This window comes from Hymenobacter persicinus (assembly GCF_004167665.1).
Taxonomy (GTDB): domain Bacteria; phylum Bacteroidota; class Bacteroidia; order Cytophagales; family Hymenobacteraceae; genus Hymenobacter; species Hymenobacter persicinus.
In genome coordinates this window covers 58884-84532 of the sequence record NZ_SEWE01000016.1, presented here as the reverse complement: position 1 = coordinate 84532, position 25649 = coordinate 58884, and the positions used below count along the sequence as shown (strand labels likewise).

The 25649-nt window shown below is 62.2% G+C and carries 23 protein-coding genes; 18 read left to right on the top strand and 5 right to left on the bottom strand.

Features of this window, described 5'->3' with window-relative positions:
• Positions 1–122: 122 nt before the first annotated feature.
• From EWM57_RS09725 to EWM57_RS09710, 4 genes are all read left to right on the top strand, one after another.
• Positions 123–896 (top strand): class I SAM-dependent methyltransferase, encoded by a 774-nt coding sequence (locus EWM57_RS09725; protein ID WP_129920952.1) that lies wholly within the window; start codon positions 123–125, stop codon positions 894–896.
• An 18-nt stretch (positions 897–914) separates the two neighbouring features.
• Positions 915–1991 (top strand): endolytic transglycosylase MltG, encoded by a 1077-nt coding sequence (gene mltG / locus EWM57_RS09720; protein WP_165370471.1) that lies wholly within the window; start codon positions 915–917, stop codon positions 1989–1991.
• A 126-nt stretch (positions 1992–2117) separates the two neighbouring features.
• Complete coding sequence (locus EWM57_RS09715) at positions 2118–3383, top strand: OmpP1/FadL family transporter (RefSeq protein ID WP_129920950.1); 1266 nt, start codon at positions 2118–2120, stop codon at positions 3381–3383.
• 21 nt (positions 3384–3404) lie between these two features.
• On the top strand, positions 3405–4805 hold the full coding sequence (locus EWM57_RS09710; protein ID WP_129920949.1) for a hypothetical protein: 1401 nt from the start codon (positions 3405–3407) through the stop codon (positions 4803–4805).
• 90 nt (positions 4806–4895) lie between these two features.
• On the opposite strand, the gene EWM57_RS09705 is transcribed toward EWM57_RS09710, so the two are convergent.
• Positions 4896–6455: a hypothetical protein gene (locus EWM57_RS09705; protein ID WP_165370470.1), complete on the bottom strand. Its 1560-nt coding sequence runs from the start codon at positions 6453–6455 to the stop codon at positions 4896–4898.
• 31 nt (positions 6456–6486) lie between these two features.
• Here EWM57_RS09705 and dtd point away from each other — a divergent pair, with 31 nt between their 5' ends.
• Both dtd and EWM57_RS09695 read left to right on the top strand, forming a co-directional pair.
• Complete coding sequence (gene dtd / locus EWM57_RS09700; RefSeq protein ID WP_129920947.1) at positions 6487–6936, top strand: D-aminoacyl-tRNA deacylase; 450 nt, start codon at positions 6487–6489, stop codon at positions 6934–6936.
• Between the two features lie 90 nt (positions 6937–7026).
• Positions 7027–7353 (top strand): nucleotide pyrophosphohydrolase, encoded by a 327-nt coding sequence (locus EWM57_RS09695; protein WP_129920946.1) that lies wholly within the window; start codon positions 7027–7029, stop codon positions 7351–7353.
• Here the strand turns inward: EWM57_RS09695 and EWM57_RS09690 are convergent.
• Together EWM57_RS09690 and gcvT are read right to left on the bottom strand one after the other, a co-directional pair.
• Complete coding sequence (locus EWM57_RS09690; protein WP_129920945.1) at positions 7350–8078, bottom strand: 2-phosphosulfolactate phosphatase; 729 nt, start codon at positions 8076–8078, stop codon at positions 7350–7352. The two genes, EWM57_RS09695 and EWM57_RS09690, sit on opposite strands and share 4 nt — an antisense overlap.
• Positions 8079–8234: 156 nt before the next feature.
• The gene (gcvT, locus tag EWM57_RS09685) at positions 8235–9344 is read right to left on the bottom strand and encodes a glycine cleavage system aminomethyltransferase GcvT (protein ID WP_129920944.1); all 1110 of its coding nucleotides are present in this window, start codon (positions 9342–9344) and stop codon (positions 8235–8237) included.
• 179 nt (positions 9345–9523) lie between these two features.
• On the opposite strand from gcvT, the gene EWM57_RS09680 reads away from it, so the two are divergent.
• The 3 genes from EWM57_RS09680 to EWM57_RS09670 all read left to right on the top strand — a co-directional run bounded on the left by EWM57_RS09680 (position 9524) and on the right by EWM57_RS09670 (position 11984).
• Entirely contained in the window at positions 9524–9889 is a 366-nt protein-coding gene (locus tag EWM57_RS09680) for a CZB domain-containing protein (protein ID WP_129920943.1), read from the top strand.
• 9 nt (positions 9890–9898) lie between these two features.
• Positions 9899–11464: a sensor histidine kinase gene (locus tag EWM57_RS09675; RefSeq protein ID WP_242510032.1), complete on the top strand. Its 1566-nt coding sequence runs from the start codon at positions 9899–9901 to the stop codon at positions 11462–11464.
• 76 nt (positions 11465–11540) lie between these two features.
• Positions 11541–11984 carry a response regulator gene (locus tag EWM57_RS09670; RefSeq protein WP_129920942.1) on the top strand — a complete coding sequence of 148 codons (444 nt, stop codon included), beginning with the start codon at positions 11541–11543 and terminating at the stop codon, positions 11982–11984.
• 96 nt (positions 11985–12080) lie between these two features.
• Here the strand turns inward: EWM57_RS09670 and EWM57_RS09665 are convergent, their stop codons facing one another.
• Positions 12081–12656, bottom strand: coding sequence for a ribonuclease HII (locus tag EWM57_RS09665; protein WP_129920941.1), 576 nt, complete (start codon positions 12654–12656; stop codon positions 12081–12083).
• A 181-nt stretch (positions 12657–12837) separates the two neighbouring features.
• Complete coding sequence (locus EWM57_RS09660) at positions 12838–13080, bottom strand: hypothetical protein (protein ID WP_129920940.1); 243 nt, start codon at positions 13078–13080, stop codon at positions 12838–12840.
• 430 nt (positions 13081–13510) lie between these two features.
• Here EWM57_RS09660 and EWM57_RS09655 point away from each other — a divergent pair, with 430 nt between their 5' ends.
• From EWM57_RS09655 to EWM57_RS09615, 9 genes are all read left to right on the top strand, one after another.
• Positions 13511–14101 (top strand): NUDIX domain-containing protein, encoded by a 591-nt coding sequence (locus tag EWM57_RS09655; RefSeq protein ID WP_129920939.1) that lies wholly within the window; start codon positions 13511–13513, stop codon positions 14099–14101.
• 68 nt (positions 14102–14169) lie between these two features.
• Positions 14170–15030, top strand: a complete 861-nt coding sequence (locus EWM57_RS09650; RefSeq protein WP_242510031.1) for a lysophospholipid acyltransferase family protein — start codon at positions 14170–14172, stop codon at positions 15028–15030.
• A 26-nt stretch (positions 15031–15056) separates the two neighbouring features.
• On the top strand, positions 15057–15344 hold the full coding sequence (gatC, locus tag EWM57_RS09645) for an Asp-tRNA(Asn)/Glu-tRNA(Gln) amidotransferase subunit GatC (protein WP_129920938.1): 288 nt from the start codon (positions 15057–15059) through the stop codon (positions 15342–15344).
• 9 nt (positions 15345–15353) lie between these two features.
• Positions 15354–18398 (top strand): hypothetical protein, encoded by a 3045-nt coding sequence (locus EWM57_RS09640; protein WP_129920937.1) that lies wholly within the window; start codon positions 15354–15356, stop codon positions 18396–18398.
• A 12-nt stretch (positions 18399–18410) separates the two neighbouring features.
• Positions 18411–19136, top strand: coding sequence for an ABC transporter ATP-binding protein (locus tag EWM57_RS09635; protein WP_129920936.1), 726 nt, complete (start codon positions 18411–18413; stop codon positions 19134–19136).
• Between the two features lie 144 nt (positions 19137–19280).
• Positions 19281–19832 (top strand): cob(I)yrinic acid a,c-diamide adenosyltransferase, encoded by a 552-nt coding sequence (locus EWM57_RS09630; protein WP_129920935.1) that lies wholly within the window; start codon positions 19281–19283, stop codon positions 19830–19832.
• 63 nt (positions 19833–19895) lie between these two features.
• Entirely contained in the window at positions 19896–20960 is a 1065-nt protein-coding gene (locus tag EWM57_RS09625; protein ID WP_129920934.1) for a branched-chain amino acid aminotransferase, read from the top strand.
• 112 nt (positions 20961–21072) lie between these two features.
• Positions 21073–22150, top strand: a protein-coding gene (gene prfB, locus EWM57_RS09620; protein ID WP_129920933.1) for a peptide chain release factor 2 whose coding sequence is annotated in 2 segments (ribosomal slippage) — positions 21073–21123 and positions 21125–22150 — 1077 coding nt in all. Because the reading frame shifts where the segments join, the coding sequence is not laid out codon by codon here.
• Positions 22151–22430: 280 nt separating this feature from the next.
• Positions 22431–25610 (top strand): SusC/RagA family TonB-linked outer membrane protein, encoded by a 3180-nt coding sequence (locus EWM57_RS09615; protein WP_129920932.1) that lies wholly within the window; start codon positions 22431–22433, stop codon positions 25608–25610.
• Positions 25611–25649 lie beyond the last annotated feature (39 nt).

Genomic DNA, 25649 nt, shown 5'->3' with positions numbered 1-25649 from the left:
GAGCTGGTAACTTCGCAGCTACCAGCGCATGAGCCGCTTTACTCGCAGGGCACATCTAGCATCCCCTACTATCCGCTCAGCACGAAAACTGACAACTAACAACCGACAACTAATAACTACGAATGACCACCGCCAAGGAACAGTTTGACCGCCAGGCCAGCCATTACAATGCTCAGTGGAACGCCTGGACGGAATCGTCGCTGCAGTGGCTGCTTACCCACGCCGACTGCCAGCCTACTGATACGGTGCTGGACGTGGCTACCGGCACGGGCTTCACGGCCCTGGCATTTGCCCCGCACGTAGCCTCGGTGGTCGGGCTCGACGTATCGACGGGCATGCTGGCCCAGGCCCGGGCCCAACAGGACAAGCTGGGCCTGACCAACGTGCGCTGGCAGGAAGGTGCGGCCGAGCAGCTGCCGTTTGCCGACGGCTCGTTTTCCCTGGTCACCTGCCGCATTGCGCCCCACCACTTCGAGTCGGTGCCGCGGTTTCTGACCGAGGTGGCGCGGGTGCTGCGGCTTGGCGGCCGGTTTGTGCTGGCCGACACCACCGTACCCGACGACGCCCCCGAAACGGCCGAGTGGCAGAATCAAGTGGAGAAGCTCCGCGACCCTTCCCACCAGCGCAATCTGACGCCCCGGCAGTGGCAGCAGGCCCTGACTGCCGCCGGCCTGGCAGTGGTTGAAATCGGGGTGCCGGCCGGGGAAACCACCATGCAGCTCAACGACTGGCTGGAAAAGGCCGGCACCGCCCCAACCCAGGCCGCGGAAGTGCGCGCAGCTTTTGCCCAGGCTTCCGCCGAAACCCGCGCCGCCTTCCAGATTCAGCCTTTGCCCCAGAGCGGAGACTACGCCTTTATTTGGCAGCGGCTGGTGGCCAAGGCAACCAAACCCTAAGCTTTACGATTGTCAGTTTTGCCCAAACCCGCTTCCTCTCCATCCGCCTCCCGCCGACATTGGCGCCGCGTGCTGCTCACCTTGAGCGGCCTGGCGATACTGGCGGGGCTGGCCGCTCTCTACGTCGCCTGGCGGGTGCTGTGGAAACCCAACGTGACGGTGTCCGCCTTCGGGCCGGCCTACCTGTATATCCGCACCGGCGCTTCTTACGAGGCCGTGCTCGACTCCCTGACCGCGCACGACCTGATTATCGAGCCGGCCTCTTTTCACTGGCTGGCCACGCGGCGCGACTATCCCGCCCACGTCCGGCCCGGCCGCTACCTGCTCACGCCCGAGCTGGGCAACGCCGCGCTGCTCGACAAGCTCCAGCAGGGCCGGCAGGACACGGTAGCCTTCGAGCTGAACGCCTTCAAGTACAAGCCCCAGCTCGTGCGTCAGGTCAGCCGCCAGCTCGAGGCCGACTCCGGAGCCCTGCGCCGGCTGCTCAACGACAACCGCTTCTTGCTGCGCACCTACCAGCTCGATACCACCACGGTTCTGACCCTGTTTCTGCCCGGCCCCTACCGCCTGTTCTGGAACACCTCGGCCCGGCAGTTCCTGGACTCGGCCGCGGCGGTGCACGGGCGCTTCTGGAACCCCCAGCGCCGGCAGCGCGCCGACTCCCTGCGCCTGACCCCGGTGCAGGTGCACGTGCTGGCCAGCATCGTGCAGCGCGAAACGGCCAAGCCCGAAGACAAGCCTATCATTGCCGGCGTCTACCTCAATCGGCTCCGCCACAACATGCGCCTGCAGGCCGACCCGACTCTGCTCTGGGCCATCGGCAACTTTGGGGTGAAGCGGGTGCTCAACAAAGACAAGCTCGTCGACTCGCCCTACAACACCTACAAGCATAAGGGCCTGCCGCCCGGCCCCATCACGTCGGCCAATCGCCAGAGCCTGAATGCCGTGCTCAAGCCCGCGGCCCACAACTACTACTTTTTCTGCGCCCGGCCCGACCTGAGCGGCTTCTCCGATTTTGCCGAATCCTACGCGGCCCACAAGCGCAACGCCCGCCGCTACCAGCACGCCCTCGACAGCCTCAAAATCCGGCGCTAGGAGCCATATTTCCCTTCCTGAATACCTCACCGCCGGGTTCCCGGCCGTAGCCGCCGCTAGGCTATCAGTATCAATCTGATAAATCCTAGGGGCGGGTGGTTCTGAGTTGGCGCCAGCTTTGTACTTTTGTTTCCCTATTGTCCGAAAACCCGCCTGCATGACCCTTCGTTACCTTTCTCTTGGATTGCTCTTTCTTTCCTTTCCGCCTCCGCCGGCGGCTTTCAGTCGGGCCCGCAGAGTGCGCGCACACTGGGCATGGGCGGAGCCAGCACGGCCTACATCCGCGACCTGGCCGTCATCTATTACAACCCCGGGGCCTTGGCCCAGCTCGATTCGCTGACCCACGTCAGCGTGGGTGGCCTGGCCAACATGCGCCGCACCTCCTTCCTGGGCACCGACTCGCGCCGCCTGGCCGACCAGGAGCTGTCGCCGCTGCCCGGGGGCTACCTCTACGCCTCGCACGCCATCAACGACAAGGTTTCGGTGGGTTTGAGCGTGAACACGCCCTACGGCTACGACACGCGCTGGCCCAGCGACTGGGAAGGCCGCAGCGTGGTGCAGCAGGCCCGTCTGAACACGCTTTTCGTGCAGCCTACGGCTTCGGTGAAGATCAATGAGAACTTCAGCATCGGCGCCGGCTTCGTGTACGCCTTCGGCAAGATGACCCAGCAGTACGCTCTGGGCCAGTACGACGCCCGCGACGTGACGGCCCAGTTCACTGGCACCGGTTCGGGCATGGGCTACAACGTGGGTCTGTACGGCAAGACGGCCGACAAGCTGGCCTTCGGCATCAGCTACCGCTCCCCGGTTACGCTCAAGGTGAAGGATGGCAAAGCCACCTACAACAACGTGCCCGCCCTCGACGCCGGCCGCTACGCCCCGAGCGCCAAGCTGCGCACCGAATTCAACATGCCCGGCGCCCTGGCCGTGGGCATGGCCGACAACGTAACCAAGAAGCTGCTGGTCACCTTCGACTTTACCCTCTCGGCCTGGAGCCGCTACGACTCGCTCACGTTTAACGTGGGCGACGCGCCCGGCTTGGCTACCCGCACCGCCGGCCGCCGCTACGAGGACGCCATGGCTTTCCGCGTGGGTGGTGAGTACGCCTACTCCGACATGTTCACCTTCCGCGTGGGCGCCAGCTACGACGAGACGCCCATCCGCGACGAGTTCATCACCCCCGACCTGCCCGACGGCAACAAGCTGGGTGGCTCTTTGGGCGTGAGCGTGTTTTTCAGCCCCAAGCTGTCGGTGGACGCCGCTTACCAGTACGAGCACGCCGCCGACCGGACCAGCCGCGCCAACCAGTCCAAGTCCAGCGTCAACTCGGTGGGGGGCACCTACCGAACCCGGGTGCATACGGCCGCCCTGGGTTTGTCCTACTCGTTTTAATTTCTGAAGCCTCCTCTCACCGTGCGACTTTCCTTTTCTTCTGCCGCTGCCCGCGTGGCTTTTGCGGCCCTGGCCGGTTCTCTGGCCCTCACGAGCTGCTCGCCTGAGCAAACCGCTCCCGCCCCCAACGCCGGCCCCCTCGACTTCAGCAAGCACGTGGCCGTGGGTGATAATTACATTGCCGGCTACTCCGACGGCGGCCTCACCCTGGCCGGCCAGCAGTACTCGCTGGGCCTGCTGCTCGACCAGCAGTTTGCCATGGCGGCCGGTTCGCCTTCCTCGTTTACTCAGCCCCTGATGCCCGCCGGCACCGGCTCCGGCTACCTCAAGCTGCGCGAGCTGACGCCCGCCGGTCTGCTGCTCACCAGCCGCGTAACGGCCGGCCGCATGACTCAAGGTTCCTACATCAACCCCAACGCCTGCGGCGGCCCCGACACGGCCTTCGTCTACCCGCGGGCCACGAACGTGGTGCCCCGCAACCTGGGCGTGCCCTTCATCCGCCTGACCCAGATTGACTCCGTGGGCCTGGGCAATGCGGCCAACCTGCGCAAGCCGAACTTCAACCCCTTCCTGGAGCGTCTGCTGCCCGCCGGCGACAACCGCTCCTACCTGCAGCTCGTCACGGATGGCACCGCCAACGCCACGTTCTTTACCTTCTCCATGGGCCTCGGCGACGTACTACCCTACCTGCTGGCGGGTGGGGAGTGCAACTCCGCCCTGCCCAACACGGCTGCCATCAACCTGATGAAGGCCAACGTGAAGAAGATTCTGGACAAGGTGACCGACAACGGTAAGCGCCGCGGCATCATCTGCCTGGCGCCCTACTCCATGAACCAGCTGCCCATCCTCGACCGGGGCTCGATTACCCGGGCCCAGGCGCTGGTGCAGGCCACCGATACCATTTATGTCCGGGGCTCGATTCCGGCCAACGTCGTACGGCCCATGGCGGCCAAGGACGACTACATCCTGCCCTCCGGCCTGGCCCAGCTTGGCAAAGCCCAGACCATTACCCTGCCCGGCGGCGGTACGGCTTCGGTGCGCTACGGCGTGGACAAGCGCAACCCGCTCAGCCGCCGCGACGTGCTCGATTTGAACGAGTACAGCCGGGTCAACCAGGCCATTACGACCATCAACGACGAAATCGTGCGCTTGGCGGATGCGGTGTACAAGGTGCCCGTCATCAACCGCAGCGTTGGTGGCATCAACGTGTTTGACCAGGTTTCGAAGCGTATTTCGGTGAACGGCGTGGAATACTCGCCCGAGCCGGTGCGGGGCAACTTCTACTCGCTCGACCAGTACACCTTGGCTCCCCGGGGCACGGCCATTATGGCCAACGCCATGATTCGGGAAATCAACCGCTTCTACGGCGCCAGCATCCCCCAGCTCGACCCCAACACGCTGCCAACCGATTCGCAGCGCTAGCCGGCCAGCTTTGGCTTACTGCCAACTCATTCTCCTGCAAAAGGGCGGCCCGCGGGTCGCCCTTTTGATTTTTCTGCGGCGCCCCAGCCGCTACAGCTTCAGCAGGCGCAGCTGAAGCGAATCCTGCCGGGCGGCGTGCTGCCGGGCCAGGGTTTCGGCGTAGTTGAGGCCCGTAAACTCGGAATGCTCCAGAAACAGCAGCGGACTGGTCAGCAAAGGCTCGGGCCAGGCGGCCAGGGCGGGCTGCCGGGTCAGGGAGTCGAAGCGCGCCACGCCGGCCACCCGCCAGTAGGCATCGAGCAGCACGTACTGGTAGCCGCGGCGGCGCAGGGCGGTCAACTGCCGTTCGTCGGTGATGGTGCGCAGGCTGTCGAGGCCCGGAGTCAGCGGGGCCAGCCCCAGCCCCACCGTGCTGACCACCCGCTTGGCTCCGTGAGCTTGCAGCCAGGCGGCCGCGTCAGGATAATGGCTGGGCGAGTAGGCGTAGATTTCGCGCTGAATCCGGAAGCCATTCAGCCCTACGGCCAGCAACACGACCAGTACCAGCCCCCGAACCGGCAGCAGGCGGCGCAAGCTCAGAAACGTGAGAGCATAAAACAGCCCGTAGGCCAGCAGCAACCCCCGGGGTGCCTTGATGAGCACCGACATGCCGGCCAGGTAGCAATAGGCCCACACGGCCAGGTAGCAGGGCAGGTTGATGGTGCGCAGCCGGGTAAACAGCTCCCGTCGCCACAGCCAGGGCACGGCCAGCAGCGCCAGCAGCACCAGCGGCGACTCAAAGTCGCGCAGAAACTGCACGTAGTACAGCGCATCGAAGTGTACGGAGCTGACCCGGCCCGAAGCGTTGGCGGCGCCGGGAAACACGATGTTGTAATACACGCCCACCCAGCGGTACCAGGGCAGGCCCGCGGCCATTCCTACAGCGCTAAGCACCACGTAGGGCGCGGCCAGCAGCGCGGCTACCCGCCACCAGCTGCCATGCTGCCCGAACAGTCCGTCGCGCTGTAGCAGTTCGAAAACCACCAGAATGGGCAGCGTGAGCAGAAACTTGTAGTTGATACTCAGGCCCAGCATCAGCCAGAGCGCCGCGGTCAGCAGGGCCGCTCGGCTCGGCTCTTGCAGCCGCCGGTAGTAGGCCCGCAGCAGCCCCACAAACACCAGCAGACTGGCCGAGCCCATGGTAAAGTCGCGGCCGGAGAAGGTCAGGAACACCGAGGAGCCGATAAACAGCAGCAGCAGGGCCGTTTCGGGGCCGCGCAGCCGGGCTTCCCGACCCACAAACCGGGCCAGCGCCCCCGCAGCGGCCACGGCCAGCAGGGCATTCAGGTACTGAAACACGTGGAAGTCGGTGGTCAGCCAGGCTACCGGAGCGTAAAGCAGCGAAAAGCCGGGGCTGCCGTGGTGAAACAGGTTGCGCAGATTGCCCCGGGCCACTTCCTGCACAATCTGCCAGTTGCGCACCGAGTCGTAGTCGGGCAGGGCGGCGGCCGACAACCCGTAGAGCCGCAGGGCGGCCACGGCCACCAACGCCAGCAGCACCCACCAGGCGTCGTTTCGGGTTGGATTGTCGTTCTTCGCGGCTGGCACCTGGTTGCGTTCGGAAGGTGGAATGATGAATTCTGATTTCAGAACCCCGGGCTCAAAATTCATGATTCGTAACTCATAATTCATAATTCCCTTCATGCGTACCGTAATTCAGCGCGTTAGCCGGGCCAGCGTCACCGTGGAAGGCCGCGTGACGGGCCAGATTGGTCCTGGTTTGCTGGTGCTGGCCGGCTTTGCCCCCGACGATACTCCCACCTCCCTCGACTGGATGGCCCGCAAGCTGGTGCAGCTGCGCATTTTCGGCGACGAGGAAGGCAAAATGAACCGCTCGGTGCAGGACGTGGGCGGGCAGGTGCTGGTCGTGAGCCAGTTTACGCTGCTGGCCGACGCCCGCAAGGGCAACCGCCCCAGCTACATCGGGGCCGCCCCGCCCCCGGTGGCCGTGCCCCTCTACGAGCAGTTTGTGGGCCTTCTCGAGCAGCTCCTGGGCCAGCCCGTGCCCACCGGCGAGTTTGGCGCCGACATGAAAGTGGAGCTCCTCAACGACGGCCCCGTCACCATCGTGCTGGACTCCCCTGTGGGTTAGTGAGTCAGTGATTAAGTGAATTACTGTTCCGAGAATTCGCCCAATCAGCACGACATTTCACTAATTCGCTCAATCCCTAAATCACCACCCATGACTATCGAAGAAGCCCAAAAAACCGTGGATACCTGGATTCAGACGACCGGGGTGCGGTATTTTAATGAGCTGACCAATATGGCCATGCTCACGGAGGAGGTGGGCGAGGTGGCCCGCATTATTGCCCGGCAGTACGGGGAACAGTCGTTCAAGGAATCGGACAAGGACAAGGTGCTGGCCGATGAGCTGGCCGACGTACTGTTCGTGGTTATCTGCCTGGCCAACCAAACCGGCGTTGACCTCACCGAGGCCCTGGCGCGCAATCTGGCCAAGAAAACTCAGCGCGACGCCGACCGGCACAAGCAAAACGAGAAGCTGCGCTAGGCGGACGGGGCTGCTGCGGCCACGATGCGGCCGTCTTGCCAGATGGGGACTAGGTCGTACTCGTCCTGCTTCACGCAGAAAGCCATGTCCTGGTGCGACTCCAGGCTGTTGAGCCGGCGCACATGGGCCGACTTGAGCAGATAAGCGCCGACGTCGGCCCGGGCTGTTTCCCACAAGTCGAGGGCGGCCAGGGTGGCGTCGGAGGAAGTCACGTCAAAGTCGGGGTGCAGGCGGGCAGCCAGGGCCCCGCCGAACAAGGTGTCTTCGAGGCAGAAGTTGCCCTTCCAGCCGGCGCAGACCACCACCACGTCTTTCTGCTGCCGGCGCAGGAAGTCAGCAATGGCCCCCACGTTCAGAAATGCGCCCAGCACCACCGCATCGGCGGCCAGGGAGAGGTGAATGGCCCGGGTGCCGTTGGTGGTCGTGATGGCCACGTTGCGGCCCGCCACCGGCACCACGCCGTCGAGGTAGCCGAAGGGCGAGTTGCCCAGGTCGACGCCCTCAGCCTGCCGGCCGTCGCGCTCCGCGGCCGTGAGGTAGCCCTGGGCGGCCATGGCCCGGCACTCGGCCAGTTCGGCGAAGGGCACGATGTGGGGCACGCCCGCCGCCAGCGCCGTCACCATCGACGAAGTAGCCCGCAGCACGTCCACGACCACGGCCACCCGGCCGCGCAGGTCGAAGAGAGGTAATAACTCGGGGGAGAAGCAGATATCGATACTGGGCATTTTCTTCGATTGAAACAACAAAAAAGAACGCCATGCTGAGCTCCGCGGAGCATCTCTACCGCTTCGTTGCACTGGTATCAGCTACCACTCCAACATCAGCACGCGAGATGCCTCGGCTACGCTCGGCATGACGTTCAACTACTTTTTCTGTGCAGCCTACTTCACCTCTTCCGTGCCGGGCACGAAGGGCAGTTTCACCACGGTAGCGGGGAAATTCTTGCCGCGCACCTGCACAAAAATTTTGCTGCCGGGGGTGCTGAGCTCGGTTTTGACGTAGCCCAGGCCCACGCCCTTGCCCAGGCTCGGCGACTGGGTGCCGGAGGTTACCTCCCCGATGCTGTTGCCGGCTTCGTCCACCAGCGGGTAGTGGCTGCGCGGGATGCCGGGGCCGTCGAGCAGGAAGCCCACGAGCTTGCGCTTCACGCCCTCGGCCTTCTGCTGCTTAAGGGCCTCGGCGTTGGTGAAGTCCTTAGTGAACTTAGTAATCCAGCCCAGGCCGCCTTCCAGCGGGGAGGTGGTGTCGTCGATGTCGTTGCCGTAGAGGCAGTAGCCCATTTCCAGGCGGAGCGTGTCGCGGGCACCGAGGCCGATAGGCTTGAGAGCATAGGGCTGACCGGCTTCCATCACTTTGTCCCAGACCTGCTTGGCGTACTCATTGGGCACGTACAGCTCGAAGCCGCCGGCGCCGGTGTAGCCCGTGGCCGAGATAATCACGTTGGGCGCTCCGGCGAAAGTACCCTGCACGAAAGAGTAGTAGGGAATCGACTTCAGGTCGGTGTCGGTCAGACCTTGCAGGGCGTCGATGGCCTTGGGGCCCTGCACGGCAAACAGGCTGAGGTCATCGGACACGTTCTGCATGTCGGCGCCCTGGGTGTTGTGCTGGCTGATCCAGTTCCAGTCCTTGTCGATGTTGGAGGCATTGACCACGAGCAGGTAATCCTCGTCGGCGAGCTTGTACACGAGCAGGTCGTCGACGATGCCGCCCTCGTTGTTAGGCAGGCAGGAGTACTGGGCCTTGCCGTCGGTGAGCTTGCTGGCGTCGTTGCTGGTCACGCGCTGAATCAGGTCCAGGGCCTGGGGGCCGCGCACCCGGAACTCGCCCATGTGGGAGACGTCGAAAATGCCCACGGCCCGGCGCACGGTGTGGTGCTCATCGAGGTCGGAGGAGTAGCGCACGGGCATGTTGTAGCCGGCGAAGGGCACCATTTTGGCACCCAGCTGCTGGTGCACGTCGTTTAGGGTGACGGTTTTGAGGTCTTCGGCCATTGGGGGAGTTGGTTCGAACGGATGGAAAAGGCGAGGAGCGCCGCGGGGCGGGCGGGGCGAAATTAGCTATTTCCCGTGGCCGGTAAGCACAACAGTTACGTAGAAGCTGCCGGGGCGCCCCGCAACGAGTTGCGCGGGGCCGCCAAAATCCGGGCCCCGGCCCGGGCATAGTCACTCGTATGAACCTAGATATCAAGCAGGATTTCGAAACGGCCATGGTCAAGCACCTGCTGTTTAAGTCCAAGCTCCGCTCCTTTCTCTATGGCACCAACCTGGCCGAAGGCCCCATCCGCGACCCGGAGCAGTGCGGGTTTGGCATCTGGATTCGGGAGCGGCGGCGCAGCTTTCCCGGCGCCCTGCCGGAGTGGAACGAGCTGGACCGCATTCACCGGCAGCTGCACGTGGAGGCCAACCGCCTGATGGATATGCGCCTGCAGGGCTTCCAGGAAGCGGCCATCGAAGGCATGCACGACCTGCAGTACCTTATCGACCGCATCACGGCGCTGCTACGAACCCTGGAAGAGAAGCTGCGTACGGGTCGCTAAACCCCGCCAATGCCTTCCCTCTCGCTGCCCCACCTGAAGCTGAAGCTCGCGACCAAGCTTTTCGCCGGCTTTCTGGTTATTTCCGCGCTGTTTGCGGGCGTGGTCGTCATCAACTACCAGCTCTCGCGTAAGGTGCTGCGCAATTCCCAGCGCGTGGAAGAGTCGCAGCGCCTGACCGGGGAAGCCTCCACACTGTTTCGCAACATCATCGACATGGAGTCGGGCTTCCGCGGCTACCTGCTGCTGGGCAACGAGGCCACGCTCCAGCCCTACTACGAAGGGGAACGGGAGCTGCTGGGTCGCTTCAGCGAAATCCGGGACCAGCTCTCCCCCACCGACCCGCAGTACGCCCGCATTATGCGCGCCCAGCGCTTGTTTCAGCAGTGGTCGTCGTTTTCCCACCTGCTGATCAGCGAAAAGCGCGAAGCGCGCCGCCGCGACCCCAACCAGATTGCCATGGAGGGCATGGAGCACCGGGCCCTGGGGGAAAGCCTGACCGGCCCGCAGATCATGGCCCAGATCCGGGTGATCTTCGACGCCTTCGACCAGACCGAGCTGGCGGCCCGCAACAAGGTGCGCGAAAAGCTCGAGGACAGCATCCGGCAAACCCGCATCGTCTCGATTATCATCACCCTGGTCTCGATTTTGGTGGGGCTGTTGTGGGCGGCTTACATCATCCGGCTTATTGCTCGCCGCATCGAAACCATGGTGGGTTTGTCGACCCGCATTTCCAGCGGCGACTACACCACCCGTATTCAAGACCCCGAGCAGGACGAGCTGACGGCCCTGGCCGACTCGCTCAACGTGATGGCGCGCACCATCGACTCCACCATCACCCTGCTGGAACGCCGCAACCAGGAGCTCGACCAGTTCGCCTACGTCGTCTCCCACGACCTGAAAGCGCCGCTGCGGGGCATTGAAAGCGCCTCGCGCTGGATTGAGGAAGATATGGGGACCGAGGTACCGCCCCACATCCAGGAGTTTCTGGCCCTGATGCGGGTGCGGGTACACCGCATGGAAAACCTGATTACCGGCATTCTGGACTTGGCCCGCATCGGGCGCACCCAGCAGGCCGAGGAGCGCATCAACGTGCGGGAGCTGCTCACCGAAATCGTGGACTCGCTGGCCCCGCCGGAGGGTTTCCGCTTCGAGCTGCCCACCTACCTACCCACGCTCACCACCAACCGCGTCCAGCTCCAGCAGGTGTTCACCAACCTGATCAGCAACGCCCTGAAGTACCACGAGCACCCCGAACAATGCCTCGTGCGGGTGGGCTGCCGCGAAGACCGGCAGCAGTACACCTTTTCCGTGGCCGACAACGGCCCCGGCATCGACCCGCAGTACCACGAGCGGATCTTCGTGATTTTCCAGACCCTGACCGAGCGCGACACCCTGGAAAGTACCGGCGTGGGACTGGCCATTGTGAAAAAAATCGTGGAGCGGCAGGGCGGCAACATCCGCGTCGAATCAACTGAGGGTCACGGCGCCACCTTCATCTTCACCTGGCCCAAGGAGCGTATTGCCCACGCCGAACGGCGGCCGGCAAGCGCACCGCTGGCCGCAAAAACGGCCTAAAAGCTTTGACAAGCCGTATACTGCACCGTCTTTGCCCCGCTCTGCTTCCATTTCCCCGCTCTGAACAAACTTTCTTATGTCTGGCGACGCTTCCAACACCTCCATCCTTCTGGTCGAAGACGACCAAATGGACATCATGAACGTGCAGCGTGAGTTACGCAAACATGACATTACGGTGCCGCTGCACATTGCCCGCAACGGCCGTGAGGCCCTCGGCCTGCTGCGCGGGGATGGGGGGCAGGCGCCCATCGGCAAGCCCACCATCGTGCTGCTCGATATCAATATGCCCCGCATGAACGGCCTGGAGCTGCTCGACACGCTGCGCTCCGACCCCGAGTTTGTGGGCCTGAACGTGTTCATCATGACCACCTCCGACCTGGAAAGCGACCGGCTTAAGGCCCGGGAGCTGGCCGTGAGCGGCTACATCATCAAGCCCCTGAGCTTCGACAAGTTCGGTGAAGGCGGCACCAGCGTCGACGGCTTCAGCCTGTTTCTGGACCTGCTTAAGCTGAAAGAATAGGTGATTTAGCGCTTTAGTGAGTTAGGGATCTGCCTTGACTACCACGTTAACGCTACCCGAACATTCACTAAATCAACAAGGCACCAAATCACATTTTCAAAGCAGCCGGAAGCCCAGGCGGTGATGCTCGCAGGGGCCGTATTCGCGGATGGCGGCCCGGTGCTTTTCGGTGGGGTAGCCCGCATTCTGCTCCCAATGGTAGAAGGGAAACTCCCGGGCCAGCTCCCGCATTCGGTCGTCGCGGAAGGTTTTGGCCAGCACCGAGGCCGCCGCAATGCTGCGGTAACGCCCGTCGCCCTTGATAAAGCAGGTGTGCTCGATGCCCGCGTAGGGCCGGAACCGGTTGCCATCGACGAGCAGGTGGCTAGGCTGCTGCCCCAGCGCGGCCACGGCCCGGTGCATGGCCAGGTAGCTGGCGTTGGCAATGTTGAGGCTGGCAATTTCGTCGGGGGAGGCTTCGGCCACGGCCCAGGCCACAGCTTCCCGGCAGATTTCGGTGCGCACCAACTCCCGCCGCTTGGGCGTCATCAGCTTGGAGTCGTTGAGGAAGGCCGGGGAAAAATCGGCGGGCAGAATGACGGCGGCGGCGAAAACCGGCCCGGCTAGGCAGCCGCGGCCCGCCTCGTCGAGGCCGGCTTCTAAGGGGTGCCCGGTGTGAGAAGCAAGCAGCATAGCCCGCAAAGGTAGCCCAAGCCGGGCGGGACCCGAAAAGAAAAGAGCCTCCCCGGCACCGCAGCACCGGAGAGGCTCTTTTATGAGTTGTGATGTTGGGAGGTGGTGAAATGGTGAGTTCCGGGTTGCTGGTGCGCTTTGAACAGTACACTCACAAGTTCACAAGTTCATCACTTCACCATTAGTGCCGACCGGCAGTAGAGCCTACGTCGGGGGTGCCGGTTTCGCCGCGGCGGTTGCCTTGCTTGTCACGCGGGCCCTCGTCGAGGGAGTCGTCTTCGTCGGTGGTTACGTATTCGTTGGTGATGGGACCGAGGCCGCCGGTGTTTTGCAGCAGCTCCGACTCGGCCTGGGCGTGCTTGAGGTTGAAGAGCGGGTCACCGGGTTGGGTTGAAGCGGACTGGTTTTTGGGGTGATTGGCCATAAAAATATCCGGTGCCGACCGGGAAGTTAACGGCCGGCTATGCTTTTGATACGGCCGCCGACAGTCCAGGTTTGGCAATGCCAAAATGTTGGCTGCCGGCCCGGACCGGCCCCGGCGGGCACAAAAAAAAGCCGTTGCGTCGCGCAACGGCTTTTTCTCTACACTGACCGGTTATAATTTATCCACCCTACTCCTAACACCGGTCAAAGTGTACACTGCTCATTACTTCCTTTCCACAGTATAGCGAGCAGTGCTGGTTCCTTTCTACGACAAAACTACTTGCTGTCAATTGTTTGTGCCTTCTTTTTTTGACCAACGGACCTCCTCACTCGCTCAACGGCGCCTCTGGCTCGGTGGACGGCATTTTCCCGGAACCCCTCGGCGCCGGATTGTACCTTTGCCCGGAACCCGCCTTACGACATCCAAACAAATGACGCAACAAATCGAGCCCGGCTTCGACGAGAGCCACAACCCCTGGCAAGTGCTCAGCTCGGCGGTGCAGTATCAGAACCCCTGGATCAGCGTGCGCGAAGACCAGGTTATCAACCCGGCCGGCGGGCGGGGCATCTACGGGGTGGTGTCGATGAAAAACAAGGCTCTGGGTATTGTGCCCGTCGATGCCGAGGGCAACACCTGGCTCGTGGGCCAGTACCGCTACCCGCTCAACGAGTACAGCTGGGAAATTCCGATGGGCGGCGGCCCCGTGGAGCGCGACATTCTGGAGTCGGCCCAGCGGGAGCTCAAGGAGGAAACCGGCCTGCTGGCCCGGCGCTGGACCAACATTGCCCGCCTGCATACTTCCAACTCCGTCACCGACGAGGAAGGCTTCGTGTTTTTGGCCGAGGAGCTGGAGCACGGCGAAACCGAGCCCGAGGAAACCGAGGACCTGCGCCTCTGGAAGCTGCCCCTGGCCGAAGCAGTGGAGCTGGTGATGAGCAACCGCATCACCGATGCCATCAGCGTGGCGGGCCTGCTCAAAGCCGAGCGGGTGCTGCGCCAGCGCGGCCAAGTGCCGGGGTAGCTTCATCACGCGCACAGATAGCAGCTTTACTTTCCGGGTTCTAACTTCTGGTTTTTAACTTTGCAGCCATGCGTCGTTTCCTGCGTTTCCTTGCTCACCGACTCTACACCACCTGGAGCACCTTCTGGTTTGTGCTGCCTTTCGTGGTGACGTACCCGGCCCAGCTCGTGCTCCGGCGCCGCCCTACCTGGCACCCTTACCTGCACAGCATCAACCGGGGCTGGTCGAAGTTTGCCATCCGCATGTGGGGCATGCCGGTGGACGTGGTGCAGAAAAACCCGCTGCCCGCGGGCACGACCTGCCTGTACGTGGCCAACCACAGCTCCTACATCGACATTCCGCTCCTGTTCAAGGCCGTGCCGGGCTTTCTGAACATCGTGGGCAAAAGCTCTCTGGCCGAAGTGCCGCTCTGGGGTCCGATATTCGGCAGCACCTACATCACCGTCAACCGCGACAGTGCCGTGAGCCGGGGCCGGGCCATGGTGCAGGCCCGCAAAAGCCTGGAGGCCGGCCGCTCGGTGGTGATTTTTCCGGAAGGCAAAATCTCACCCACGCCCGGCCAGCAGATGCTGCCCTTCAAGGATGGGGCTTTTCAGCTCGCCATTGCCACCGGCGTGCCTGTAGTCCCGATTTCGATGCCGCTGAACCACCGCTTCATGCCCGACGTTGCCGGTACGCTGCGGGTGCGCTACTCCCCCCTGCGCATTGTGTTGCACGAGCCGATTCAAACCAAAAACCTGACCGCCGCCGACGTGCCGGCCCTGAAAGAGCAGGCATTCCGTATCATTGCCAGCGAATTCCGGCCCGACGCGGCTGGCATTCCGGAGGCGTCCACCCTGCGGGCTCCCAAGCCGACCCCGGCGCCCGAGCCTGTTTCTGCTTCAGCTGCCCGGGTGGAAAGCCCAGAGCCAAGCCGGAGCAGTTCCTAGTTCTTACTTTCTAATTCTTCCTTCCCTTGAGCACCGACCTTGCTACCCTGCGCAAACTGGCGCACCTGTCCCGCCTTGAATTCGACGCCACCAAAGAGCAGCAGATGCTCGGCGACCTGAACAAGATTCTGGATTGGGTGGCCCAGCTCAGCCAGCTCGACACCACCGACGTGGAGCCCCTGGTGCATTTGTCGCACGAAATCAACGTGCTCCGCCCCGATGAGGCCCACAACTCGGTGAGTCACCAGGAAGGCCTGCGCAATGCCCCGCGCAAGGATTCTGATTACTTCCGCGTTCCGAAAGTGCTGGAATAACCTAAGCTGGTGCCAAACACTCCCTCCCGCTCACTCTGGCGCAGTCCGCTGCCGGGGCTGGCTTTGCTGGCCTCTCTGGCTCTGGCCCTGACCTTTTATCACTTCTTCACCGGCGACGACTACACCCTGCGCGTGCAGGAAGTCACCCAGCTGCGGCCCGTGCCCATCGTGGTGCAGCAGGTGCGGGTGGGCCTCGACGCGCTGCCCGTGCGCGCCAACGGCTACCTGACCACCCAGACCCACGACGTCAGCGGCCCCTTCGTGCGGGCCGACGCGGCCCTGGCGCTGCTGGTGCTGCTGGCGGGTGCCGTGACGTACTTTCTGGCCGTGGTCAGCACCCTGCCCCGCTTGGCTTTCGTGGCGGGCATGGCCCTGCTGATTTTCCTGCTCATGTCGCTCAACGCCGACCTGCTCGGCCTGATTGACTCCCGGGAGCAGTATTTTCTCATTGCGCTGCTGCTCACGCTGGGGCTGCCGGCCTTCGGCTTTCACGCCTTCTGGACCAACACGCCTTTGTGGCAGCGTCTGCTCGTGTTCATGGGGCTGCTGGCCGGGCTGGGAGCTTTTATTTTCTGGCGCAGCAGCTACCCCTTCGATACCACGGCCCTGCATCTGGTGAGCTTTGCCACGGGCAGCGGGGCGGTAGTGGTAGGGCTGCTGGTGCTGTGGGTGGCCTTCGAGAATATCCAGGGGCTGCTCTGGTTTAACACCCAAGCCGAAAACCCGGCCAGCCGCTTCGGCCTCGTGCCCTTCGTGCTGGCCAGCGGCCTGTACTTGGGCATGCTGTTTCTGTACTACTGGAACAACGGGGAGGTTTACATTCTGCCCAACGTGCGCCTGGAGCCTTTAGTACTGCTGGTGCCGGCAGCGGTAGCCGGGTGGCTGGGCCTGCGCCGCCGCTCGGCCACCTACGAAGCCTGGGTGCCCTACTGGCCCGGCGCCGCCCACCTCTACCTGGTGCTGACGACGCTGGCCGCCGGCTTCCTGGGCTACGCCTTTGCCACGGCCAACGACCCGCTGCTCACGGCCGCCCGCGACTTTACGGCCTTGGCCCTGCTCATGGGCGGGGGCGCTTTTCTGCTGTACTTACTCATCAACTTCGCCCCCCTCATCCGGCAGCGCCTGCGGGTGTACCGGGTGGTGTACGAGCCGCGGCGGGTGCCATTCTACGCGGTGTATCTGCTGGCGCTGGCCGGCATCTTTGCCGTGGAGCTGCGCAACAACTTCTTCCTCCTGGATCAGGTAAAGGCCGGCTACTACAACACCCTGGGCGACCTGACCCGCCTGCAGAGTGAGCAGCAGCCCGGCGCCGACGCGCTGGCCTTGCTGGCAGAACGCTACTACGCCGAAAGCGACGTGCTCGATTTTCACAACCTGCGCGCCAGCTGGGGCCGGGCGGCGTTGTACCGGTTTCGCCAGCAGCGCCAAAACGAAATAAATGCCCTGCGCCGGGCCCAGAGCCGCCAGCCTTCGGAAAAAATTTCGCTCCGGCTGGCCGCGCTGTTCAACGAGCCCACCGACTTTTTCGACCGCCTCCAACTCTTGCGTGAGGGCTTGAAAACGGCGCCCCGGAGCGTGCGCCTGACCTCCGACCTGGCCCAGCTCTACACCCGCTCCACCATCACCGACTCGGTCAACTACTACTTCAGCCGGGCCGAGGCGCTCGATGCCAACAATCCGGTGGTGCAGGCCAACAAGCTGGCCTATATGCTCCAGGTTCAGGACCTGGCTTCGGCTCAGAAAGTGGTGCAAAGCCTGCGCCCCGCTGCTCAGAATACGGCCTGGCAGAGCAACCACGTCCTGTTGCAGCAACTCACCGATGCTCCCGTGGCGGCTTCTCCGGCCGTGGCGGCCGACCAGCCCCTTGCCGCCGACGGGTTTGCCCTGCTCTACCACGATGCCCTGCGCCGGGCCGTGCGCGGCGACACCTCCCGCCTAAGCACCCTGCGGCCACTGGCGGCCAACCAGGCTAATGGCGACTACGCGGAGCAGCTGAGCTTTCTGCAGGCCATGACCCACTACTACGCGGGCCGGCCCGCCGCGGCCCAGGCGTTGCTGCAGCCCCTCACGGCCGGCGACACGCCCGCCAGTGCCTATTACCAAAACCTCTGGGGACTCTGGCTGCTGGAACTCGAGTTGCCCGCCTCCGCCGCTGCCCGCTTCGGCGACGCGGCTCGGCTGAGCTACCCCGAAGCCCCGCTGTTTCGTGCCTACGCCCAAGCCCTGGATGGCCGTCTGGACTCGGCCCGGACTTCGGCGGCCCGGGCTCTGGCCCAGCCGGCGTATGGCGTGGCCAGTCGCGCCCGGCGCCTTCAGGTGGTGCTGAATCTGGACTTCAATCAGCAGTACGCCCAGGCTTCGGACTCGGTGCGGGCGCAATACTTGGTGCTACGGGGCAGTGAGCTGTATCCCGAAAGCCTGATTCCGCGGGCAGCAGCGCTGGGTACGCCGGTAGCGCGGGAAGCGGCCCTGCTGGCCCAGATTCCGCGGGCCTTGCGAGCCGGACAAACGGCGGCGGCTCAGCAGGCCATTGCGGAGTTTGGAGCTCCGGCAACGGCCAAAACCACGGCGGCTTCGCAGTGGAATGTGCTGCGCGGCCAAGCCTATCTACAGGCCGGACAAGCGCAGCAGCTTGGTCAGTGGCTGCCCACGGCCTACTTCACCCGCCGGGAGCAGGCCTACCGGCTTTATTACCAGGCCGCCGTAGCCGATGCGCAAAACCAGCCCACGGCGCCCCAGCTATATACCCGTTTAATGCAACAGGCGCCTTTTCTGGAACCGGGCGTGCTGGCCGCGGCCAATTTTTACGCCAAGCGCCGGGACTACACCAAAGCCTACAATTTTTTATTGACCGGATTAGCACATAATCCAGAATCAATTGCGTTATTGCAAGCATACACCCTGGCTGCCATCCCGGCGGGGCTGACTTCCTACGCTGCCGCACCGCTGGAAAAGCTGCTCCAATTGCTTTCCCCTGCAGAATACAATACCTTTCATGCCCAGTACGAAGCTCGTCGCAAAGCCCAGGCCGCGGCGGCCGCCTCCTGGAATTAACCCTGGCCCTGTATGCTACCTCCCGTCATCGAAACCCACGACATCGCCAAGGAATACCAGATGGGCACGGAGCGCATTCACGCGCTGCGCTCCGTTACCATCACCATCCAGCGGGGCGAGTACGTTGCCTTCATGGGTCCCTCGGGCTCGGGCAAGTCGACGCTGATGAACATTGTGGGCTGCCTCGACACGCCCACCCGCGGCTCCTACATTCTCAACGGCAAGGACGTCAGCCGCATGTCGGACAACCAGCTGGCCGAGGTGCGCAACAAAGAAATCGGCTTCGTTTTCCAGACCTTCAACCTGCTTCCCCGGGCCACCTCGCTCGACAACGTGGCCCTGCCCCTGATCTATGCTGGCTACAGCAAAAGCCAGCGGGAGGAAAAAGCCATGGAAGCCCTGCGCAGCGTGGGCCTCGACTCCCGGGCCAAGCACCGGCCCAACGAGCTGTCGGGGGGACAGCGCCAGCGCGTAGCCATTGCCCGCGCCCTGGTCAACGACCCCAGCATCATCCTGGCCGACGAACCTACGGGTAACCTCGACACCAAGACGAGCTACGAAATCATGGATTTGTTTGAGGCGCTTTACGTGAAGGGCAATACCATCATCATGGTTACCCACGAAGAAGACATTGCCCGCTACTCCCACCGCATTGTGCGCCTGCGCGACGGACTGGTGGAATCGGACCTGCCCAACAACGACATTGCCACCCACCACAACCAGATGCTGAACAGCTAGTATCTTTGCTTTCTCCTTGAAAGGCCTTTTTGCCGTCTGCGCACCAAGCCCCCGGGCTGCGGCGTGGCTGTCAGAAAGGCCTTTTGCATTTACTCGCCCCCGCGGCCCGGCTTTCCCACCCCGGCCCGCACCATTTTGCACTGCATGAAAATCTACACCAAAACCGGCGACAAAGGCCTTACCTCCCTTATCGGCGGTACCCGCGTGCCCAAGTCCAGCCTGCGCATCGACTGCTACGGCACCGTGGACGAGCTCAACTCCTACATCGGCCTGCTCCGCGACCAGGACGTGAATGCGCCCCGCCGCGACCTGCTCAAGGAAATTCAGGACCGCCTGTTCACCATGGGTTCGTCGTTGGCCTCGGACCCGGAAAAGTCGAAGATGAAAATTCCGGACCTGCACGCCGAAGACGTGACCCTGCTGGAGCGGGAAATGGACCGCATGAACGAGGTGCTGCCCGAGCTGCGGGTATTTATTTTGCCCGGCGGCCACCCCTCGGTTTCTTTTGCCCACGTGGCCCGCTGCGTGTGCCGCCGGGCCGAGCGGCTCGTCATTGCCCTGCAGGAAGACGCCTTCGTGGCCGAGCTGGTGCCGGTTTATTTGAACCGACTCTCGGATTACCTGTTTGTGCTTAGCCGGCAGATGGCGCACGATTTGGGCGCCGAGGAGGTTAGCTGGAAACCGCGTCTCTCCTAGCCCCGTTTCAGGTTTGTCAGCCTGTCGTAACTTGCCGCCCCCATCCATCCTACTCCCTTTCCCATGCTCGAAACCCTGACCATTCGGACCCAGCGCACCACCGCGTCCCGCCTGCAGCACCTGGACCCCGACCATATCGAATTCGGCAAGATTTTCTCCGACCACATGTTCGCCGTCGACTACCACGACGGGGAATGGCAGAACCCGCAGATTGTGCCCTACGGCGACATGGCCGTGAGCCCCGCCAACTCGGCCCTGCACTACGGCCAGGCCATTTTTGAGGGCATGAAAGCCTACAAAAACGCCGAAGGCCACATTGCCCTGTTCCGTCCCTACGACAACCTGCACCGCCTCAACGCTTCGGCCGAGCGGATGTGCATGCCCACCGTGCCCGAGGAGCTGTTTATGCAGGGCCTGACCCAGCTTATCCGCCTCGATGCCAACTGGGTGCCCAACGCCCCGGGCAGCGCCCTTTACATCCGCCCGTTCATGTTTGCCACCGACGGCTTCATCGGCGTGCGGCCTTCCGACTCCTACCGCTTTATGATTTTCACCTGCCCAGTGGGTTTGTACTACAACAAGCCGCTGCGGGTGCGTTTCGAGGAAAAATATGTCCGCTCGGCCGAGGGCGGGGCGGGCTACGCCAAAAACGCCGGCAACTACGGCGCGGCCATGTACCCGACCAAGCTCGCCCAGCAGGAAGGCTACAACCAGCTGATCTGGACCGACTCCTCGGAACACCGCTACGTGGAGGAATCGGGCACCATGAACGCCATCTTCCTCATCGACGGCAAGGTGGTGACGCCCGCCCTGAGCACGTCCATTCTCGACGGCATCACCCGCCGCAGCGTGCTGGAGCTGGCGCGCGACTGGGGCATGACGGTGGAGGAACGCAAGGTGTCGGCCACCGAAATCATGGCGGCCCAGGCCAACGGCACCCTGCAGGAAGCCTTTGGCGTGGGCACGGCCGCTACTATTGCCCCCATTGCCGTTATCGGCTACCAGGGCCAGGATTACACGTTGCCCACGCCCGGCCCCGACTCCTTCTCCCAGCGCATGAGTGCCGCCCTGAGCGCCATTCGCACCGGCGACGCGCCCGACACTCACGGCTGGATGGTGGAAGTATAACCGAGCCCGCCACAACGATACAACGCCCGCCGCTGGCTTCTGGCCGGGGCGGGCGTTGCGCATTTTCTACCTTTGCGCCCTCGTTTCCCATTGTTCATCATTATTTTTTCCAATGACCCAGGACCAGGTTAAGGAATTGAAAGGCCGCGCTGAGGCTTTGAGGAGGTATCTTTGACTACGATGCGCGCAAAGCCCAGGTCGTAGAGGCCGAAAAGCAAACCATGGCCCCCGACTTCTGGGATGACTCCAAGAAGGCCGAAGCCATTCTGAAGGAAATCAAGTCCGTCAAGATCTGGACCGACGACTACGAAGCCGTGCAGCAGGCTCTGGCCGACACGGAAGTGCTGTTCGACTTCTACCGCGAGGGCGACGTGACGGCTGCCGAAATGCAGGCCGACTTCGACGCTACCCAGCAAAAGGTGGAGCAGCTCGAGTTCAAGCGCATGCTCTCCAACGAGGAAGACCAGCTCTCGGCTATCATCGATATCAATCCCGGCGCCGGGGGCACTGAAAGCCAGGACTGGGCCGAGATGCTCATGCGCATGTACATCATGTGGGCCGAAAGCCACGGCTTCGGGGTGAAGCAGATCAGCTACCAGCCCGGCGAGGGTGCGGGCATCAAGTCGGCCTCCCTGGAAATCGACGGCGACTTCGCCTACGGCTACCTAAAAAGCGAAATCGGGGTGCACCGGCTCGTGCGCATGTCGCCCTTCGACAGCAGCGGCCGGCGCCACACCTCGTTTGCATCGGTATTTGCCTACCCCGTCATCGACGATACGATTAACATCGAAATCAACCCCGCCGACATCTCCTGGGACACGTTCCGGGCCGGCGGCGCGGGCGGACAGAACGTGAACAAGGTGGAAACCGCCGTGCGCCTGACCCACGCGCCCTCGGGCATCATCATCGCCGTCCAGATTGAGCGCAGCCAGCTGATGAACAAGGAGCACGCCCTGCGCATGCTTAAGTCGCGCCTCTACCAGATTGAGATGGACAAGCGCCACGCCGAGCGGGATAAAGTGGAAGCAAACAAGAAGCGCATTGACTTTGGCTCCCAGATTCGCAACTACGTCTTGCACCCTTACAAACTCGTCAAGGACCTGCGCACCGGCATCGAGCGCACCGACGTGCAAAACGTGCTCGATGGCGACCTGGATGAGTACATCAAGGGCTTTCTCATGCAGAACTAGCACTATATAGGTTTAGGACCCAGAAAGCCTTCTTGTTATGCAGGAAGGCTTTTTTGTGGATATATTTCTTAACTTTAGAAGTGAGGGTGCGCGGAGAAGCCTCAGTGTATGGGTGAAAGACTCCATCAGCTGAACGGACGGAAAGCTCAGAAAAGCGATACTGCATTCTGTGGGCTATGTTTCCTAAAAGTTGCTAAATGGCATTTTTCCCTCTATACTTGCCTATTCGCCCACTTTTATATCTTTTTTTCACCGTTTCACTCACCAAACAAACAGTCAAATGAAAAAACTACTATTTATGGTCATCCTGCTGATGACTAGCCTGTTGCAGCAGGCCATCGCGCAGGATAGGGCCATTTCAGGGCGGGTAACTGACCGGGCCAATGGCCAGGGTCTGCCCGGCGTTACCGTACTGGTGAAAGGGACCACCATTGGTGCCTCCACGAATTCGGATGGCACGTACACGCTGAGCGTACCTGCTTCGGCCACTACCCTTTCCTTCACTTCTATCGGTTACGTATCGGTAGAGCGTCCCATCGGCACGGCTTCGACCATCGACATTGGTCTGAGCACCGACACCAAGACGCTGGGTGAAGTAGTAGTAACGGCTCTGGGCCGCGAGGAGCAGAAGAAAAGCCTGGGTTACTCCGTACAGGACGTACAAGGCTCTGAACTGACCCAAGCCCGCGAAACGAACGTAGTGAACTCGCTGGCCGGCCGCGTTGCCGGTGTGCAGATTTCCAACAGCACCGGTGCTGCCGGTAGCTCGTCGCGTATCGTAATCCGGGGTGCCAAGTCGATTCAGGGCAACAACCAGCCCCTGTTCGTAATTGACGGTCAGGCCATTGACAACTCCAGCTTCTCGAACTCGGATTCGGGTGGGGGTATCGACTACGGCAACGCCGCTTCGGACGTCAACCCCGACGACATCGAAACGATGACCGTACTGAAAGGTGCTAACGCCGCCGCTCTGTACGGCAGCCGCGGTGCCAACGGCGTAATCGTTATTACCACCAAATCGGGCCGCAAAGCCAAAGGTCTGGGTATCTCGGTAAATAGCACTACTTCGTTTGAAAGCCCCCTCAAGGTTCCGGATTTCCAGGATCAGTATGGCCAGGGCAGCGGCGGGGTTTTCTCGTACGTTGACGGCAACGGTTCGGGCGACAACGACAACGTGGACGAAAGCTGGGGCCCTAAACTGGACGGTCGTCTGATCCCCCAGTTTACCTCGCCTGTAGTAAACGGTGTTCGTCAGGCTACGCCATGGGTTAGCCCAGGCAAAGACAACATCAAGAAGCACTTCTTCCAGACCGGTCACACCCTGACCAACAACGTGGCCCTCACGGGTGGCAACGATAAGGCTGGCGTACGGGTTTCGTACACCAACCTCGACCAGAAAGGCATTCTCTACAACACCTACCTGCGTCGTAACACCGTCAACCTGAACGCTGGCGCTGATATCACGAGCAAGTTCAAGGTAAGCACCAACATCAACTACTCGGAAACCCGCGGCCGTCGTCCTGGCCAGGGCTACGACGAGCTGAACGTCATGCAGCAGCTCTACACCTGGTTCGGCCGTCAGGTTGACGTACGTGACCTGAAGTCGCTGTATGAGAACGGTGGCCGCAATGCCAACTGGAACGCCTCTTACCACAACAACCCTTACTTCGTTTTGGGTGAAGCTACTAACGATGACCGTCGGGACCGTGTAATCGGCAACCTGACCCTGACCTACGCTCTGACCGATTGGCTGAACGTGACGGCTCGTACCACGAACGACATTTACAACCAGTTCAACCAGCGTCGTGTGCCCGCTGAAACCGTCAGCAACGCCACCTACGATGACTACACCGAAGAGCGTATCGCCGTACTGGAGCGTAACACTGAATTCCTGGCTACCGCCAACCGCAACCTGACCGAAGACCTCAACCTGGACTTCCTGGTGGGTGTTAACCGTCGCGACAACCGCGTAAACCGCAGCCAGATTGCTGCTCCTGAGCTGGCCGTACCAAACCTGTTCTCGCTGGGCAACTCGGCTACGCCACTGGTTTCGGACAACAACTTCGGCACCAGCAACTCGAACAACGCCGGTATCCTGAACCCCGTAACCAACCGTCGCGTGAACAGCGTGTACGGCTCGGCTCGCGTGGGCTTCAAGAACTTCGCCTTCGTTGGGGTAACGGGTCGTAACGACTGGTCGTCGACCCTGGCTGCTGGCAACAACTCGTACTTCTACCCTTCGGTGGATGCATCGGTAGTTCTGACCGAAGCTTTCGGCATCAAGGAGTCGGCTCTGTCGTTTGCTAAAATCCGCGGTGGCTACGCCGAAGTAGGTAACGACACGGAGCCTTACCGTCTGCAGGACATCTACACGGGTGGCCAGCCTTTCGGCACGAACCCAACTCAGACGGTCTTCAACGTGAAGTACAACCCCGATCTGAAGCCTGAGCGCACCCAGTCGACCGAAGTTGGTGTTGAACTCCGTTTCCTGCAAAACCGCATTGGTTTGGAAGTAACGGGCTACAAGACCCTGACCAAAAACCAGATCATCTCGGTTCTGACCTCGGCTACCACGGGCTACACGTCCAAAATCCTGAACGCTGGTCAAATGTCGAACAAAGGCATCGAGACCATCCTGACCCTGGCTCCCCTGTCGCCTTCGAGCGCCCTGCAGTGGAACATCACGGCTAACTTCGCCGCCAACCGCAACCGCGTTGACGAGTTCGACAAAGAAGGCCAGATCAAAAACTTGGTTATCGGTAGCTCCGGCTTCGGTGTAAACGTAGAAGCCCGCGTTGGTCAGCGCTACGGTGCTCTGTTCGGTGACGGCTTCCTGCGCGTGCCAGACGGACAGTATGCTGGTCAGATCGTATTCGGTGCTGACGGTACGCCATTGGTTGACCCAACCCGTAAAGTTCTGGGCTACTACACGCCAGACTGGATCGGTGGTATCACCAACCGCTTCGGCTTCAAAGGCGTTGAGTTCAGCGCTACGGTTGACACCCGCCAGGGTGGTTCGCTCCAGAGCGAAACCAACATGTGGGGTAACTACGCTGGTGCTCTGACCAACACCCTGAACGGCCGCGAAGATGGCATCATCGGTGCCGGTGTTCAGCGCAACGCTGACGGCTCGTTCCGTCCGAACGACGTGAAGGCTTCGGCCGAGGACTACTACCACGGCTACTACTACAACGTGCGCGAAAGCAGCGTGTACGATGCTTCGTACGTGAAACTGCGCGAAGTACGTCTGGGCTACCAGCTGCCAAAATCGATGATTGAGAGAACCTTTGTAAAAGGCATCGGTGTTTCGTTCGTAGGCCGTAACCTGTGGCTGATCAGCTCGAAAGCTCCCGGCATCGACCCCGAGACGTCGTTCAACAACGGCAACACTCAGGGCCTCGAGTCGACGCAGATTCCTTCTGTTCGCAGCTACGGCTTTAACATCAACCTGACGTTGTAATTTCCAGTGCCGCCGCTCGCGGGCGGCGGCACTTTTACA